This is a genomic window from Gracilimonas sediminicola (assembly GCF_024320785.1).
GTDB lineage: Bacteria > Bacteroidota > Rhodothermia > Balneolales > Balneolaceae > Gracilimonas > Gracilimonas sediminicola.
The window spans coordinates 618,904-634,403 of sequence record NZ_JANDBC010000002.1 but is presented as its reverse complement, the minus strand read 5'-3'; the positions used below and the strand labels follow the sequence as shown (position 1 = coordinate 634,403).

The 15,500-nt window shown below is 45.0% G+C and carries 13 protein-coding genes and 1 riboswitch; of the genes, 2 read left to right on the top strand and 11 right to left on the bottom strand.

Annotated elements, in window-relative coordinates:
- Positions 1-3: 3 nt before the first annotated feature.
- The 10 genes from NM125_RS12630 to mutS all read right to left on the bottom strand — a co-directional run bounded on the left by NM125_RS12630 (position 4) and on the right by mutS (position 13,084).
- Positions 4-414: a hypothetical protein gene (locus tag NM125_RS12630; protein ID WP_255135306.1), complete on the bottom strand. Its 411-nt coding sequence runs from the start codon at positions 412-414 to the stop codon at positions 4-6.
- A complete protein-coding gene (gene rsmH / locus NM125_RS12625) occupies positions 411-1,364 on the bottom strand; it encodes a 16S rRNA (cytosine(1402)-N(4))-methyltransferase RsmH (RefSeq protein ID WP_255135305.1) in 954 nt (317 codons plus the stop codon). The genes NM125_RS12630 and rsmH overlap by 4 nt, the downstream gene beginning before the upstream one ends.
- Positions 1,339-1,806: a division/cell wall cluster transcriptional repressor MraZ gene (gene mraZ / locus NM125_RS12620; protein ID WP_255135303.1), complete on the bottom strand. Its 468-nt coding sequence runs from the start codon at positions 1,804-1,806 to the stop codon at positions 1,339-1,341. The genes rsmH and mraZ overlap by 26 nt, the downstream gene beginning before the upstream one ends.
- 345 nt (positions 1,807-2,151) lie before the next feature.
- Complete coding sequence (locus NM125_RS12615; protein ID WP_255135302.1) at positions 2,152-3,180, bottom strand: carboxypeptidase-like regulatory domain-containing protein; 1,029 nt, start codon at positions 3,178-3,180, stop codon at positions 2,152-2,154.
- Positions 3,181-3,331: 151 nt separating this feature from the next.
- Positions 3,332-4,471, bottom strand: coding sequence for a DmpA family aminopeptidase (locus NM125_RS12610; RefSeq protein ID WP_255135301.1), 1,140 nt, complete (start codon positions 4,469-4,471; stop codon positions 3,332-3,334).
- 683 nt (positions 4,472-5,154) lie between these two features.
- Positions 5,155-6,255: a homoserine dehydrogenase family protein gene (locus tag NM125_RS12605; RefSeq protein ID WP_255135300.1), complete on the bottom strand. Its 1,101-nt coding sequence runs from the start codon at positions 6,253-6,255 to the stop codon at positions 5,155-5,157.
- Entirely contained in the window at positions 6,252-7,298 is a 1,047-nt protein-coding gene (gene metX / locus NM125_RS12600; protein ID WP_255135299.1) for a homoserine O-acetyltransferase MetX, read from the bottom strand. Before metX ends, NM125_RS12605 begins: the two co-directional genes overlap by 4 nt.
- Before the next feature lie 119 nt (positions 7,299-7,417).
- A complete protein-coding gene (locus NM125_RS12595; protein ID WP_255135298.1) occupies positions 7,418-8,746 on the bottom strand; it encodes an O-acetylhomoserine aminocarboxypropyltransferase/cysteine synthase family protein in 1,329 nt (442 codons plus the stop codon).
- 149 nt (positions 8,747-8,895) lie between these two features.
- A riboswitch (SAM riboswitch) is annotated at positions 8,896-9,024 on the bottom strand.
- A gap of 404 nt (positions 9,025-9,428) precedes the next feature.
- The gene (gene era, locus NM125_RS12590) at positions 9,429-10,310 is read right to left on the bottom strand and encodes a GTPase Era (RefSeq protein WP_255135297.1); all 882 of its coding nucleotides are present in this window, start codon (positions 10,308-10,310) and stop codon (positions 9,429-9,431) included.
- 104 nt (positions 10,311-10,414) lie between these two features.
- A complete protein-coding gene (gene mutS, locus NM125_RS12585; RefSeq protein WP_255135296.1) occupies positions 10,415-13,084 on the bottom strand; it encodes a DNA mismatch repair protein MutS in 2,670 nt (889 codons plus the stop codon).
- Between the two features lie 152 nt (positions 13,085-13,236).
- On the opposite strand from mutS, the gene NM125_RS12580 reads away from it, so the two are divergent.
- Positions 13,237-14,145 carry a YihY/virulence factor BrkB family protein gene (locus NM125_RS12580; protein ID WP_255135295.1) on the top strand — a complete coding sequence of 303 codons (909 nt, stop codon included), beginning with the start codon at positions 13,237-13,239 and terminating at the stop codon, positions 14,143-14,145.
- Entirely contained in the window at positions 14,145-14,744 is a 600-nt protein-coding gene (locus NM125_RS12575; protein WP_255135294.1) for a DNA-3-methyladenine glycosylase, read from the top strand. The genes NM125_RS12580 and NM125_RS12575 overlap by 1 nt, the downstream gene beginning before the upstream one ends.
- Positions 14,745-14,799: 55 nt before the next feature.
- Here the strand turns inward: NM125_RS12575 and NM125_RS12570 are convergent, their stop codons facing one another.
- On the bottom strand, positions 14,800-15,417 hold the full coding sequence (locus NM125_RS12570; RefSeq protein ID WP_255135293.1) for a DUF4168 domain-containing protein: 618 nt from the start codon (positions 15,415-15,417) through the stop codon (positions 14,800-14,802).
- Positions 15,418-15,500: the final 83 nt, after the last annotated feature.

Here is a 15,500-nt window from a genome sequence, read left to right as displayed (position 1 = left end):
CTACTAATCCTTTTTTATGATGATGACTTTATCTGCCGGACCGCCGTTTACGAAACCCTGTTCTTCGGCTTTTCGGTATATCTCGGCCGGACCGATCATTCGGTCGTAGCGAAGTTTGAGCTCATCGTACTGAGCCCGTGCCCGATTGTATTCCGCCTCCAGCGTCTGAACTTCATCTAACAGTCGCTGGGTTGAGAATACATGGGTAAGATAGAGCAAACCCAGTGCCCCGATGATGATACTTCCTACAATCACCTTCCAGGGTTTGACCTTGGGGAGGCCAATTTTGGAGTTCGCTTTTGCCGTATGCTTTGTCCGACGTTGTTTTGGGGAGGAAGATTTATTGTCGGGCAGAGATACTTTGCGAAGGTTGGGACGAATGTCATGCTTTTTAAGTGGGGATTGCACGATCATGAGTCGCCTCCTTCTATCTTCTCGGCTATCCGAAGTTTAGCGCTTCGGGAGGCCGGGTTTACGGAAACCTCTTCTTTTTTGGGGGTAATAACCTGCTTGTTTACAGGCTTTATGGGGGATATCGGGTTTCCATAAAAGTCTTTTTCCACTTTACCTTCGAAGTTGCCGGCTTTGAAAAAGCGTTTTACAATACGGTCTTCGAGAGAGTGGTACGAAATAGCTACAATACGTCCGCCGGGCTTCAGAACTTCCAGTGACTCTTCCATCACTCGCTTAAGCATATCGAGCTCGCGGTTTACCTCAATGCGGATACCTTGAAATACCCGCGCCAGTGATTTCACTTCAAAACGTTTGTTTACAACGGATGAAACCACGGATTGTAATTCACCGGTTGTTTCGATTGGGCGATTTTCAATAATGGCCCGGGCAATTTGCCGGCTCTGCTTTTCTTCTCCATAGTGGAAGATGACATCGCGCAGCTTTTCGTATTCATATTCATTAACCACCTGGTAAGCAGATACACCGGAAAGATTTCCCATTCTCATATCCAGCGGTCCGTCTTCCTGAAAGCTGAATCCCCGTTCTGCTTCTTTAATCTGGTGGGTTGAAACTCCTAAATCCAAAAGGATTCCGGCTACCTGTCCGTGGGTTTGGGGAGGTAGAAGGGTGGACAGGTAGCCAAAATTACCTTTTATGGGGGTAAAACGGGGGTCATCGCCAATATTGGATGAAGCAGCTTCAAGTGCCTCATCATCCTGGTCGATGCCGTATAGCCGTCCGTTTTCACCAAGGTGTTTTAAAATTTCTTTGGAATGGCCTCCGCCGCCAAGCGTACCATCTATATATAGGCCATCCTTGTCGGTGATAAGTCCTTCTACCGATTCATTAAGTAAAACCGGGATATGTTGGTGATATGTCGTCATCTCAAGCACCATCGGTTTCCGGTTCATCTCCCATCACTTGTTCAAAAATCTCTTCGAAGGCACCGTCGTCCATTGCTTCATCAACCTCGGCCAATTTCTCAGGATCCCATACCTCTATATACTCGCCCATTCCGAGGAATACGGCTTTCCCGTTAATTTCTGCATATTCAGTGAGGTCAGAGGGCAGGGCTATCCGGTTTTGCTTATCAAGGGACACATCTTCCGCGTAGCGCAGGAAGTTTCGTTTAGCCAGGCGGCCTTTTTTTGTGAAGTTATTTATGCGCGACAGTTTCTCTTCAACATTCGACCACTCGTCTTCGGGATATAAATAAAGACAAGGTTCCTGTCCGCGTACAATAGTGAAGCGTTCTTGTGCGGCGGGGCTTAAAGATTTGCGTAACTTGGCAGGGAAGGCTACGCGGCCTTTGGCATCTATACTATGCTCGTATTGTCCTTTAAAACTTGGCACGATATCCCTGCGTGTTTTAGATTGCTTAAATTAGATCAAAAGGAGAGCAGTCCCCACTATCTCCCACTTCACCCCACAATGTACCCTAAAGTACCACTTTGTGTCAAGAGCTTTCCCTCAGAAAGTTAAATCAATGCCGGTGTGGGTTTTTTGCCTATTGAAGCAACTTTTTTAAAAGCCAAACATATCTTGTATATATATGGGGTAAACACGCTCTATGCCGGATTGAAGATTATTCAGTGCGGAAAATGAGGGGTAATTTTTGGGTTGTGGGAGAGAGTGGTAGACTATTTAAGAGCGGCCTTTCAATCGAGTATATATAAAGGAATAAACAGCCGAGAAAACCTAATTCTTATAATACTCTATAGGTAAAAGATTAGCGATCAGGTGCGAAGCCCAAACTCCATCGAGTCGTAATGACTTTGGGTTTTTCAGTTTCCCGTCTTCAGTAACTATAAATACACCTACCTCTGTGAGGGGAGTAATCCGGGAGCGTTCTCTCTGATGAAAGTTGTTATTTCTATCTCCATATAAAACGTCAACGGGGTCTTCAAGGCGATACACTTTTACACCCTGCTCATTTGTGATGTTTTCCTCGGGGGTGGTTTTTATAAACTCATTAATGGTAAACGGATCAAAGCTGCCCAGGTACACTACCTCAAAATCATTGACTCGAAGGTTATCGTTATACAAACTAATCAGGAAATGCTCGAAGGAGCCTTTGTATGCTCGTTCGCGATTGGTATTCCAGCTATTGATGTCCGAATTTTTTTCCGGCGACATTTCTGTAAAACTGGAATAGTAGGTGTAAGCACTGGCATCTTCATTTTTATACAAGGTGAAATTCACCAGGTCAATTTCAATTTCATAGCCAAGAGCATCGTTTTTGACAATCAAAGGCTGGGAGGCAGTGGCCACCAGATTATCATTTTTATCTGTTTCAAAACTTATGCTCCACGGATTCTCAATGGATGTTTGCTGAGCCAGGGCATCATCACCGATAAAATACCTTCTGAACTTCCCGAAGTTATTCAGCCACTCTTTATTTGAGGTTGATACATTCACCTGGTCCAGATCAAATTGATTCGGCTCCATCTCAAAAACAAAAGTCAGCGGCGTTTTCTCCTCATCAAGATCAATCAATTTGGCATTGGTTTTAAATCCCAAAAAACTAACAACCAGGGTTTTTTCTCCACTCATTTTTGTGGTAAAGCTAAACTCTCCATTACGATCGGTGGCCGTGCCCACTTTGGTTTGTGAAATGTAAACATGAGCGGAAACCAGCGGCGAGCCATTCTCTTTATCTAAAACCCGTCCCTGTATTGTGATGGATTGTGAAGACTGCCCGATAACAGATACAAAGGGAAATGCCACAAATAACAGAACCGCGGGCAGGATAACACAGGCGATTATATTTTTCTTGAGAAAGCAGGGCATTTCAAAATGTTTATAAGAGTAAAAGGTAGAATGTACTTTAAGACATTGCCTAAAACAATAATCACCTATCAATACATCAGAACGTATGCTACGGTTCCAGCAGGTTATACTTTTCCATGATCTCCAATACCTCCGGTATAGGAAGAGCCTGTTGGGTGTGGCCGCGGTCTCCGGTTACCGTGGTAGCCATAAACAGGGAATTTAGGATGGCTTCTTCGGTTGCTTCTACAGCTGCAAGAAAAAGAGGGGTGTTGGCCGAGTTTTTAAGTTCCGTATAGGTTTGGGTTGAGCCGGAGGTTGCCCCTTCAATACGTACATCTTTATGGGTTGAAAAAGCAATCACGTAATCTCCACTGCCATTGGAGGCAAAGCCACCCACCCGGGATATTCCAAGGAATGCTCGCTTAGCCAGCCGCTCGAGGTTTCTGGAAAGGAGAGGGGCATCGGTAGCTACGATAATCATTACAGAACCGTCCACATCGTAAGGTACTTCGCTGGACAGGTAATGATTCTCCAGTTCTTCCCCAACCGGTGCACCGTCTATTGTTAACACACCTCCAAAATTTGACTGAACCAACACACCTACGGTATAGCCACCAAACTTTGCGGGTAGCTGACGGGATGAGCTTCCGATTCCTCCTTTAAATCCCAGTGCAGAAGTACCGGTTCCGGCTCCCACGCTTCCTTCTTCAACCAAACCTGATCGGGCATTTTCAATGGCCTCAAAAACATCCTCAATAGTCACATGCCGCCCTCGGATATCATTCAACCATCCATCATTGGTTTCTCCAACCACCGGGTTTACCGAGCGTACATTTTTATTGCCGGGCTGTCGCAGAACATAATCTGTTATGCCGTTTGCTACTGTATGAATACTCAGCGTATTAGTAAGCCCGATGGGAGTTTCAATCTCGCCCAGTTCCCGGATTTGTGTAAAGCCTAATGCTTTTCCGAAGCCATTACCAACATAGACAGCTGCCGGAACCCGGCTTTTGAACAGATCTCCATCATGGGGCAAAATCATGGTTACCCCGGTTCGGATATTATCTCCTTCCATAATTGTTTTATGCCCAACCTGTACACCTTCCACATCGGTTATGGCATTCAATGGACCCGGAGTTAAAATACCCGGTTTAATCCCAAGGTCGCGGGGGCGTTGACGATCCTGTGAGAAGCCGCTATTAAAAGTGAATAATAAAATGAACAATATATAAGGTATCGATCTCATCAGGATTTCAGCTGATTAATATTTTTCTATTTTAGAGGAATGTCGTTTCAAAATGACAGATTTGCAAAAAGGGGAAAGAGAAGATGAATAAAAGACGGGGTAGGTATCGGACAGAAACTGTAAGATTAAAATCATGGGATTATGATTGGAACGGGGTCTATTTTGTGACCATATGTACGCATAATCGATTGAACTATTTCGGAGACATTGTCCATAACGTAGAGACACATAATCTTGTGTCTCTACGTTCGAATCAAAACATTCTGCAATTAACAGAAATAGGTAAAATTTCCGAATCTTGTTGGCGGACAATACCAGAACATTTTCCATTCGTAAAATTGGGTGAATTTGTAATTATGCCCAATCATGTTCATGGAATCATTATCATTAATAAAGAAAATGATGGCCGAAATAACGTAGATACACAAAACCGAGCTTATCAGTCCCGGAGCCGTCAAAAATCACTGAACAAATTCGGACCTCAATCCAGGAACCTGCCTTCAATTATCCGGGGGTTCAAAATTGGAGTCACTAAAGGTGCCAGAAAAATTGATGCGGGTTTTAAATGGCAACCCAAATATTACGATCACATAATTAGAGATAGGAAATCATTTGAAACAATCTCAAACTATATAAAGCGGAATCCCGAAAATTGGAAGACTGACGAGTACTTCAGCTCATGATTACAAAATCCCCGCAATATCAATAATATCCCCTAATACACCGGCTGCGGTTACTTCTCGTCCGGCTCCAGGTCCCTGCACAATAATGGGAGAGGTGCTATATCGTTTGGTGTAAATCTGAATGAGGTTATCTGTTCCTTGCAATCCGCCAAGGGGAGAGTCGCCCTTTACCTCTTCAATGCCAACGCTGATGCCATCCGGTGTAAACGTGCCCACATATCTTAGCTTCCGGTTGTTGACCATAGCCTGTGCATTGCGACTTTTCCAATGGCCATCGTATTCGGGTAATTGTTGCAAAAAATCTTCTGTAGAAAGTGAAATCAGCTTTTCCGGAACAAGGGTATCCACCCGGATTTGATCCCGTTCAAATTTATAGCCACTGGTGCGTGCCAGAATCAGGAATTTACGTGCCACATCTTCGCCGGAAAGGTCATCTCTTGGGTCCGGCTCTGAATATCCGCCATCCTTAGCCTTTTTAACCGCTTCACTGAATGGAACACCATTCTGTAATTGGGTGAACAGGTAAGTCATGGTTCCTGAAGCTACTCCGGTGATTTTCGTGATTTCATCTCCACTGTTCAGTAAGGTTTTGAGGGTGCTGATTACAGGAAGTCCGGCACCTACCGCTGTTTCATACCGGTATTGTGCCCGGCCTGAATTGTTTGCATTGATCAACCCATCAAAATAATCCTGGCTAAATGAATTAGCTCGCTTGCTGGGCGTGGCGATATGTACGCCGTTGTCCAACAGGTATTGAAATTGTTGGGCAACGATTTCACTTCCGGTGGCATCGATAAAAATCAGGTTGCCGTCGCTCCTGTTTACCAGTTCGACGGGGATGCTGTTCCAGTCAGTAGGCTCGCCATCGGTCAGCCGGCTTTTACTGATTACCTGCTCCATATCCGGGTTCCATTGGGTGAATTTGCTGTTGCAAACGCCGATCACATTCAGCTCATAAAGTGAGTGATCCAGCTGCCGGATGAGTTTGGTTAGGGTGCCTCCCACAGCGCCTAAACCGGCAATGAAAAGGTTTATGTTCTTTCTTTGTACGGAAAGCTCTTGATGAGTGTCGGTAGTTGTTTTCTTAAGTGTTAGTGTCATGGTTTTACTTCAGTGAGTGAGTGATAAAATGAGTGTAATTGAGTGTTCAACTGATCAAATTCAATTAAAAAGGAATCGTGGCCATAGGGAGATTTCAACTCGGCAAGCCGGCTGTTGGGGATCAGTTTTGCCAGTTCTTGTTGTTCGCTGAGTGGATATAATTTGTCACTTTCAAATCCAACAATTAATACCGGTTGATGCACACCTCCAAGCACTTCTTCAAAACTCCCCCGGCCTCTGGATACATCGTGAGAGTCCATCGCCTTTGACAGGGTGATGTAAGAGTTTGCATCAAACCGGCCTGCCAGCTTTTCTCCCTGGTAATTGAGATATGATTCGACCTGGAAAATTCTCTTTTCAGGGTGAACTTCTCGTCCAAATTTTCGGGCATAGTTCTCCGGGGTTCGATAGGTGAGCATCGCCATGGCTCGGGCAGCGGTGAGTCCTTTGGTCGGTGGATTTTTGGGGTCATAGAAACCGTTATTCCAGCGCTCATCAGCATGAATAGCCATTCGCTGCGCCTGGCTAATACCGATGGCCCAGGGCGAGTGAGATTTTCCCATTGCAAACAAAGCGGCCGATTTAATCCGGTCATCCATGATCGCAAACTCGAGCGCCGTCATTCCTCCTAAAGATCCGCCAATCACTAATTCAATGCCCTGAATATCCCAGTGATCCAGCAAAAGCTGTTGGAAGGCGACGATATCCCGAATGGTGATGTCGGGAAAATCTGCCTGCCAGGGTTTTCCCGTTTCTGGGTTGATGGAAGCAGGGCCGGTAGAACCATAGCAGCTACCCGGTATATTGATGCACAGAATAAAGTGCTTTTCAGGATTGAGAATGCCCCCTTTGTCGAACAACCCGCTGAACCATTCATCGGCGGCGGCATGCCCGGTCAGGGCATGACAAATCAGGATAACATTATCTCTGCTTTTATTGAGAGTCCCCCAGCTTTTCCAGGCAATATCTACATGACTAAAACTATAGCCGGATTCAGTCGTCCAGCTTTTATTCAGGGTTGTGATTTTGATGTCTTTGTTCATATTTCTTCAGTTTCGCGCATCCCTCGGGGTTTGCATAAAGGACTTTCTAAGTTTAATTCTGTTGTTAAAAAAAGCAGGCCCGGATTTCCACCGAACCTGCAAAGGAGTACTAATCGTGGTTACACGGGTACTTTAATTTTTGCGAATGCTTTCTCGAAGTCCTCGATGATATCATCGATATGCTCGATGCCAACGGATACCCGGATCAGGTCACCTTTCACACCGCTCGACTTCTGCTCGGTTTCCGTGAGCTGCTGGTGAGTGGTTGAGGCAGGATGGATAACCAGGGTTTTGGCATCTCCCACATTGGCAAGGTGACTGGATAGCTGTACGTTTTCGATGAATTCTCTCGCGGCATCATATCCGCCTTTCACGCCAAAGGTGAATACCGAACCGAAGTGACCTTCTTTCAGATATTTTTTGGCACGCTCGTGATAATCATGCTCAGGCAGGCCAGTAAAGCTGATCCACTCAACGGCGTCATGATCTTTCAGCCAGTGGGCCAATTTCAGAGCATTTTCATTGTGCCTTTCAACCCGTAAAGACAGCGTTTCCAGCCCCTGCAACAGCAGAAAACTGTTAAATGGAGACTGAGCCGGACCGAAATCACGCAGCCCTTCAACCCGGGCACGAATGGCAAAAGCGATGTTGCCGAAAGGGCCGTCTTCACCGAATACTTCCCAGAAATTAAGTCCGTGATAGGAAGGAGAGGGTTCACTGAATGCGGGGAATTTTCCGTTGCCCCAGTTGAAATTACCACCATCTACAATCACCCCACCGATAGACGTTCCGTGTCCGCCAATCCACTTGGTAGCTGATGCGGTTACGACATTGGCTCCGTGTTTAAGAGGCTGAACAAGGGCACCGCCGGCGCCGAATGTATTATCTACCACAAGCGGGATGTTGTTTTCTTTGGCCAGGGCCGAAAGTCCTTCAAAGTCGGCCACGTTGCCGCGCGGATTTCCGATAGACTCCACATAAATGGCTTTGGTGTTTTCATCGATATGTTTAGCGTATGCTTCGATGGAATCTTCTTTCGCAAAGCGAACATCGATCCCCAACCGGGGCAGGGCTACTTTGAACTGGTTATAAGTTCCGCCATACAGGTATTGGGTTGAAACGATGTTATCGCCGGCCTGGGCCAGATTGGAAATAGCCAAAAACTGGGCAGCCTGTCCGGAGGCTGTTGCCAATGCAGCCACTCCGCCTTCGAGGGCAGCCACCCGGTTTTCAAAAACATCATTGGTCGGGTTCATAATCCGGGTATAGATATTGCCGAATTCACGGAGAGCAAATAGGTTGGCAGCGTGCTCGGTATTATCAAAATTGTACGAAGTGGTTTGATAAATCGGCACCGCTCTCGATCCTGTTGTGGGATCCGGTTCCTGACCTGCATGCAGCTGCAGGGTTTCAAATTTATAGTCGCGTTTTTCTTTGTTGTTGCTCATGATATATTGGTTATAAGTGAGTGTGTTATTTGTTGATTTATTTAGCTATTAAGATTTTGCATCTCTCTGATGAGGCTCCTTAAAACCAAAAAAGCCTCTTTCAGAGATGAATCCGAAAGAGGCTTTATGTCAAAACCAATATCTGTTCGAACTCATCTTTTCCATCACATAAATTTTATGTGACAGACAGGACGTAGCACCTTTTCCTGACAAATAAATTGTCGGGACGGTTGCCAAGGCTTCAAAGGACCTGATCCCTCCACCTTTCTTAATGAGAATGCAACTGTTGTAAAAGAACGATTAAAATATAATCCAACAAAAAAGCCCTTCTGAGTTGCATTCAAAAGGGCTCGTGTAAATTTATTTACGTAATCTCAGCCCTTATGTCTGCGCCATGCACATACACATGCAACACATAGTTGCACAAGAGCTGATAATATTTTGTCGGAAAAATTTCATTACACTAATGTTAAGAGTAGAATTCGGAAGGCGCAAGTTATTTTTTTGAGGGAACACAGACGACAGGTATTGAACAGATGTTCATTGATCTTAAATGTATGCGTGTAATCAATTTAAGATCGTTATAAAATTTCTGAAATGAGAAGACTTTACATCAAAATCTCAAGGTGAAAACAAACGAAGTCATTTGGGAATCTGTCGTATACGCGTCATCTGCGTTCCATTAATACCCCAAATTACGAACCCACCCTTCTTTTTCTCTCCACTTTTCTCTGACCTTCACATGAAGCTCCAAATACACCTGTTTGCCAATGAATTCCTCAACCGATTTCCGGGCTTCAATGCCCAGCTCTTTGATGGCTGTTCCGCCTTTGCCAATCAGCATGCCTTTTTGGGATTTCTGGTTCACGATGATGTCGGCATGGATGCGGTCAATGTCCACATCGGCATCATAAGAAACTACTTCTACCGTACAGGAATACGGGATTTCCTGGTGAAATTGGAGAAAAATCTGTTCACGAATCAGCTCTGAAACAAAGAAACGGACCGGATGCTCGCTTAGGTCTTCTTTAGGATAGAAGGGAGGTCCGGGCAATAAACATCCACGAATATCTTCCATCAATTCTTGCACGCCGGTTCCGGCAGTTGCTGAGATATAATGTGTGGAGCGAATCTTCAGTTTCTCTTGAATCTGCTCGGCCGATTTGCGGGCTTTTTCATCATTTGCGGCATCCATTTTATTAACAACCAGGAACACCGGTTTGTTGATGGATTTTATAAGTTCAATTACATCATCTGTAGGGTGCTTATCCATAGGGTCATGGATGAAGAGGATCACATCGGCATCACTACGTGCACGCTCCACGGTTTTCATCATCGCTTTTTGAAGCTCATACCTTGGTGAGATAACACCGGGAGTATCCAGAAAAACGATCTGAGTATCCTCATCCGAAAATATTCCCACAATCTGATGACGGGTCGTTTGTGCCTTATGGGTAGTGATGGAAATCTTGGCGCCCAGAATATAATTCATCAGGGTAGATTTACCGGCATTCGGCTTCCCGATAATTGCTACATATCCGGATTTGTGGGGTTTGTCTTCCATTTTTTTCATGTATTAATGTGTTGACGTGCTAACGTGTTAAAGTGCTTATGTGTTTTTAGGCTTGCACAGAACACACATAAGCACTTTAACACGTCAACACATTCTTAATCAACCAGGCGTTTTAATTCGGTTATCAGCATCAGCGCCTCAATCGGTGTCATTCGGTTCGGATCTGTGGCTTCCAGTTTATTCAGTACGGTTTCAATTCGGGGATCTACGTGTGTTTGGAACATCGTCATCTGAGAGGTTTCGGGCTGTTTTTCTACTTTCTCAGAGAGATTCTTGGCCGCTTCTTTTTTCGATGAAGCCTCATTCTCAATAGTCCCGTTTTTGTTGGTGATGTCGAGGCTGTGACTTTCCAGGTTCTTCAGGATCTCTTTGGCCCGTTCAATTACAACCTGCGGGAGTCCGGCCATGTCGGCTACCTGAATTCCATAACTATGATCGGCTCCGCCCGGGATGAGCTTCCGCAGAAACACCACCTTGTCGTCATGTTCTTTTACCTGAACGTTGAAATTTTTGGTTCGCTCATACATCTGCTCCAGTTCATTCAGCTCATGGTAATGCGTGGCGAAGAGGGTTTTTGCAGCCACAGGCGCATGGTTATGTAAATACTCAGCCAGCGACCAGGCGATACTCAACCCGTCAAAAGTAGAAGTTCCGCGACCCACTTCATCCAGTAAAATCAAGGACCGTGGAGTGGCATTGTTGAGAATGTTGGCCGCTTCGTTCATTTCAACCAGGAACGTACTTTCCCCTGCAGCCAGGTTATCTGAAGCGCCTACCCGGGTAAAGATTTTATCCACCAGGCCGATTTTGGCTTCTTTGGCAGGAACAAAACTTCCTACCTGGGCCAGCAAGACAATGAGTCCGGTTTGGCGGAGAATGATACTTTTACCGGCCATATTGGGCCCGGTAATAATCAGAATCTGCTGTTCGTCGTTATCCAGCTTAATGTCGTTGGGTATAAATGGCTCACCCATAGGCAGCGACTTTTCAACTACGGGGTGCCTACCTTTTTTGATGTCAATTTCTTCATGATCACCCACTTCCGGTTTGGCATAATTATTCCGGAAGGCGATTTCGGCAAAACCCTGCAGGCAATCCAGCTCGGCAATGGCGTGAGAAACCTGCTGAACGTCATCGGCAAACTCGGCAACATACAGCCTCAGTTCTTCAAACAATTCATACTCCAGGGTTTTGCTGCGTTCCTCAGCAGATAGTACTTTCTCTTCCACCTCTTTCAGTTCCGGGGTGATGTAGCGCTCGGAATTCACCAGCGTTTGCTTTCGGATAAAACTTTCCGGCACTTTGTCTTTATGCGTGTTGGTTACTTCAATGTAGTAGCCAAACACTTTGTTATAGCCGATTTTGAGGGAGGGAATATTATGCTCTTTCGCCAGGTCGTCTTTAATCTTGGCTATATACTTTTTTCCGTTCTTGGCGATATCGCGAAGTTCATCCAGCTCATCGTTAAACCCGTCTTCAATCATGCCACCGTCTCGCACACTGGCCGGTGGATCGTCTTTAAGGGCAGTATTAATTCGTTCCTGAACTTCAATTAACAATTTTAATCGGCTCGAAATATTCTCAAGTAGTGGATCATCAATACCTGAAAACTGGGATTTCAGTCTCGGAATTTGAGCCAGAGAAAGTTTCAGCTGAACCACGTCACGTGCGTTAGTACGGCCAACCGCAATCCGGGAAATGAGTCGCTCCATATCGCCAACCTGCTCCAATTCTTCACGGAGGGTTTGCCGGATGTCGGTATTTTTGTAGAGCTTTTCAACCGCATCGAGGCGCTGCTGAACGGGCTTCAGTCTTTTTAACGGACGCATAATCCAACGGCGCAGTAAACGCCCGCCCATAGCCGTGCAGGTGTCATCAAGTATGGAAATTAACGTGCCGTCCGTTCCGCCTTCCTGAATACTGGCGGTGAGTTCCAAGTTCCGTTTGGTGGCGGCATCCAGGCTCATAAATTCACTGCTTTCATAGGCGTACAGCCGGCGCAGGTGACGTAAATAAGCTTTCTGCGTTTCCTGCATGTAATGCATCAGAGAGCCGGCGGCAACATGAGCCACTTTCAGGTTCTCAACACCAAAACCTTTAAGGGAGTGGGTCTCAAAATGTTCGGTGAGCAGGTTATATCCGTAATCCCCATCATATACCCAATCCTCGATATAACTTATGTTATGGTGGGTGAGCTTTTCGTCCAGCTTGTTCTTCTTTTTTTGCTGAACCAGAATTTCTGATGGCTGGATGGCGGCAAGCAGGCTGTCCAGGTTCTTTTCATCTACATGACTGAGGGCAAACTCCCCGGTAGATATATCAGAGAAGGCAACCCCGACTGTTGAGCCATCCCAATGGAGGGAGGCGATATAATTATTTCGTTTGTGATCCAACAGCTTTTCCGACATGGTAACGCCGGGTGTTGTGATCTCGGTAACTTCCCGCTCCACAATTTTACGCCCGGCTTTCTTGGCTTCTTCGGGATCTTCGGTTTGATCACAAACCGCTACTTTATACCCCTTTTTAACCAGTTTGGGCAGGTAATTGTCCAGGGCATGGTAGGGAAAGCCGGCAAGGGGAGTTTGATCACCGCCATTATTTCGCTTGGTGAGCGTAATGCCCAATTCTTTACTTACCAGCTGGGCATCATCAGCAAAAGTCTCATAAAAATCTCCAACCCGAAATAGTAGAATAGTGCCGGGATGTTCGTCTTTAATCTTAAAATACTGCCGCATCAGCGGAGTCTGCTTTTTCTTAGCACTCATGCGCTCGAAATACCTGTTTTTATGCTGATAGATTGCTGATTTAAGGTGTGGAACTTACCAATGTATTACCTGAAAAACTATGCGTGAAATGTTTGTTTGGAATTAACTCAGCATCCTGCGAATTTTACCCTTCATCAAATTGTATACATCTTGTGGAGAAACACAAAGAATTTTGGAAACGGGTTTTAAAGCTGGCGGGCAAAAAAGATATCTTTTTTAATGCTTCAGCCATCACGTTCAATTTATTTATTTGTGCCATACCGTTCGTCTTAATCCTGATTTCTATTATCGGGTATGTACTTTCGGTGGATGAGGCCTTTAACGAAATTGTACGATACGGCCGGGAGTTTTTCCCCAGCTTCACCTACGAAACACAGAATAACGATGTATTTCAGGGAGCGGTGACGATAGAATCGCTGCTTCGCCCGTTGGTTGGGGCTCGCCAGATTTTTGGGATCATCGGTATTATTGTGTTGATGTTTTTTACTCAGGGATTGCTGCACAGCCTGAAGCATGTTCTCTTCGATACCTTCGATATCAAAGAACGCAAGCATCCTCTTATGGATGTGGTTTATAATTTCTTTGGCTTCAGTTTGATAGGAACCGTATTCCTGTTTTTCAGCCTCGCCATTTCCACGATCTCCCTTTTTAACCTCAGCCGAATCCAAATTCCCTTTACCGATATGGTCATCGAGCTTCCCTGGATTTATGACTTTCTGAATATAGTACTGCCCATTATTCTTGCCTTTATGATCTTGTATGTGGTGTTCCGGTTTGTGAGCGAGCGCAAGATTAAGCCAAAAGTAGCCCTGATGGCAGCTTTAACCTATACCTTGCTGTTCGAGATCGCAAAATTCGGCTTAAGTGCCTACCTGGAATATGCTTTTTCAACGTATCGGTACTTTTATCAGGGATACACCATTCTTATTCTGTTGGGCGTTTGGACGTTCTATACAGCTCTCTTGTTTGTGATCAGCGCAATTATGGCGAGGGCCTACAAGGATGTGTTTTTAGGAAACCGCCCAGCCATTGAAGAAAATCCATACACAGCTATATCCTGATGTCGTCAAAACTATCGCGGTCTTTTTATGAACGAGATGAGGTGGTGCAAATCAGCAAGGAATTAATCGGGAAGGTGATTTGCACGAATTTTGATGGATTACAAACAGCAGGAATTATTGTAGAGACCGAGGCTTATAACGGACGAACAGATCGGGCCTGCCATGCTTATCCGGATGTTCGAACGGCTCGTACAGAAACCATTTATGGCCCTCCGGGCTATGCTTACGTGTATTTATGCTATGGAATCCATCACCTGTTTAATGTTGTGACCAACAAGGAAGGCCTGGCTGATGCTATTCTGATTCGGGCTATTCAACCTATTGAAGGTGAGGATGTTATGGTTCAGAGAAGAGGGAAGGATAAACTACAGCCTGTAATTACGAATGGCCCCGGAAAACTGTCCCAGGCAATGGGAATTACTACTTCAAATAATGAGTGTGATCTTCTCGGGGATATAATCTGGGTTGAAGATCGTGAGATTAAATTCGAGGAAGAGGAGATAGAAGCGAGTCCCAGAATAGGAGTGGATTACGCCGGTGAAGATGCCGGGCTGCCGTGGCGTTTCACGGTAAAAGGATCAAAATGGATCAGTAAATAAAAAAACCCGATGCAAATGCACCGAGTTTTGAAATCAATGTCAACAGTGGTGAGGATTAACCGTCACTTCCGCTTTCCGGAGCAGATTCACTCTTAATTTCTTCAAATCGTTTTGCCACCTCAGGATGTGCCTGAATAGCTTGTGCAATCTGCTGAAATTTCTGAGGAGAAAGTCCTTCATCCTGAATAGCAGTCATATAACCCTGCTGAACTTTCATAGTTATTTCCTGTAGTTTAGGCTGTACTTTCTGAAGGGTTTGCTTTTCATCTTCAGTTACATTTACCTGTCCGGCCATTTGTGGATTTTGCTGAGCCATCATAATCTGCTGAAAACGGCTATACTCCATCTCTTCTTCTGCAATAACTTCTCTCATCTGCATGTCAGCCTCTTTCTGCAAACCTTGAACAGCTTCAGATACATTAACAACCATTTCGAGTTGCTCATCAGTAACTTCTTCAGGGCTTAAAGGTTCAGGTTGAGGCGGCATTTGCTGTTGTTGAGCGAAAGCAGTAGCTGTGCTAAGAACTGCACCCAAAATTATAACAAATGAATAACGCACTAATTTTTTCATAAAAGGTATTTTGTTTAAGTATTGAATTATTAATGAATAACTAACGGTAACTATTCTACTAATGCAAACCATTGGCCGAAATAAATGTTCTCCGTTCTCCATGTTTTTACACCTTCTAACATTAGCCGGGGGTGTAAAGCAGGCTATTCCTTTTATAAAAGGGATTGAGGCTTAATAATGATTTA

What these genes read in the sequence shown, in the direction of transcription:
- NM125_RS12630 (WP_255135306.1), bottom strand. Translation starts at nt 414, where the DNA reads ATGATCGTGCAATCCCCACTTAAAAAGCATGACATTCGTCCCAACCTT.
- rsmH (WP_255135305.1), bottom strand. Translation starts at nt 1,364, where the DNA reads ATGAACCGGAAACCGATGGTGCTTGAGATGACGACATATCACCAACAT.
- NM125_RS12610 (WP_255135301.1), bottom strand. Translation starts at nt 4,471, where the DNA reads ATGAGATCGATACCTTATATATTGTTCATTTTATTATTCACTTTTAAT.
- NM125_RS12605 (WP_255135300.1), bottom strand. Translation starts at nt 6,255, where the DNA reads ATGACACTAACACTTAAGAAAACAACTACCGACACTCATCAAGAGCTT.
- metX (WP_255135299.1), bottom strand. Translation starts at nt 7,298, where the DNA reads ATGAACAAAGACATCAAAATCACAACCCTGAATAAAAGCTGGACGACT.
- NM125_RS12595 (WP_255135298.1), bottom strand. Translation starts at nt 8,746, where the DNA reads ATGAGCAACAACAAAGAAAAACGCGACTATAAATTTGAAACCCTGCAG.
- era (WP_255135297.1), bottom strand. Translation starts at nt 10,310, where the DNA reads ATGGAAGACAAACCCCACAAATCCGGATATGTAGCAATTATCGGGAAG.
- mutS (WP_255135296.1), bottom strand. Translation starts at nt 13,084, where the DNA reads ATGAGTGCTAAGAAAAAGCAGACTCCGCTGATGCGGCAGTATTTTAAG.
- NM125_RS12575 (WP_255135294.1), top strand. Translation starts at nt 14,145, where the DNA reads ATGTCGTCAAAACTATCGCGGTCTTTTTATGAACGAGATGAGGTGGTG.
- NM125_RS12570 (WP_255135293.1), bottom strand. Translation starts at nt 15,417, where the DNA reads ATGGAGAACGGAGAACATTTATTTCGGCCAATGGTTTGCATTAGTAGA.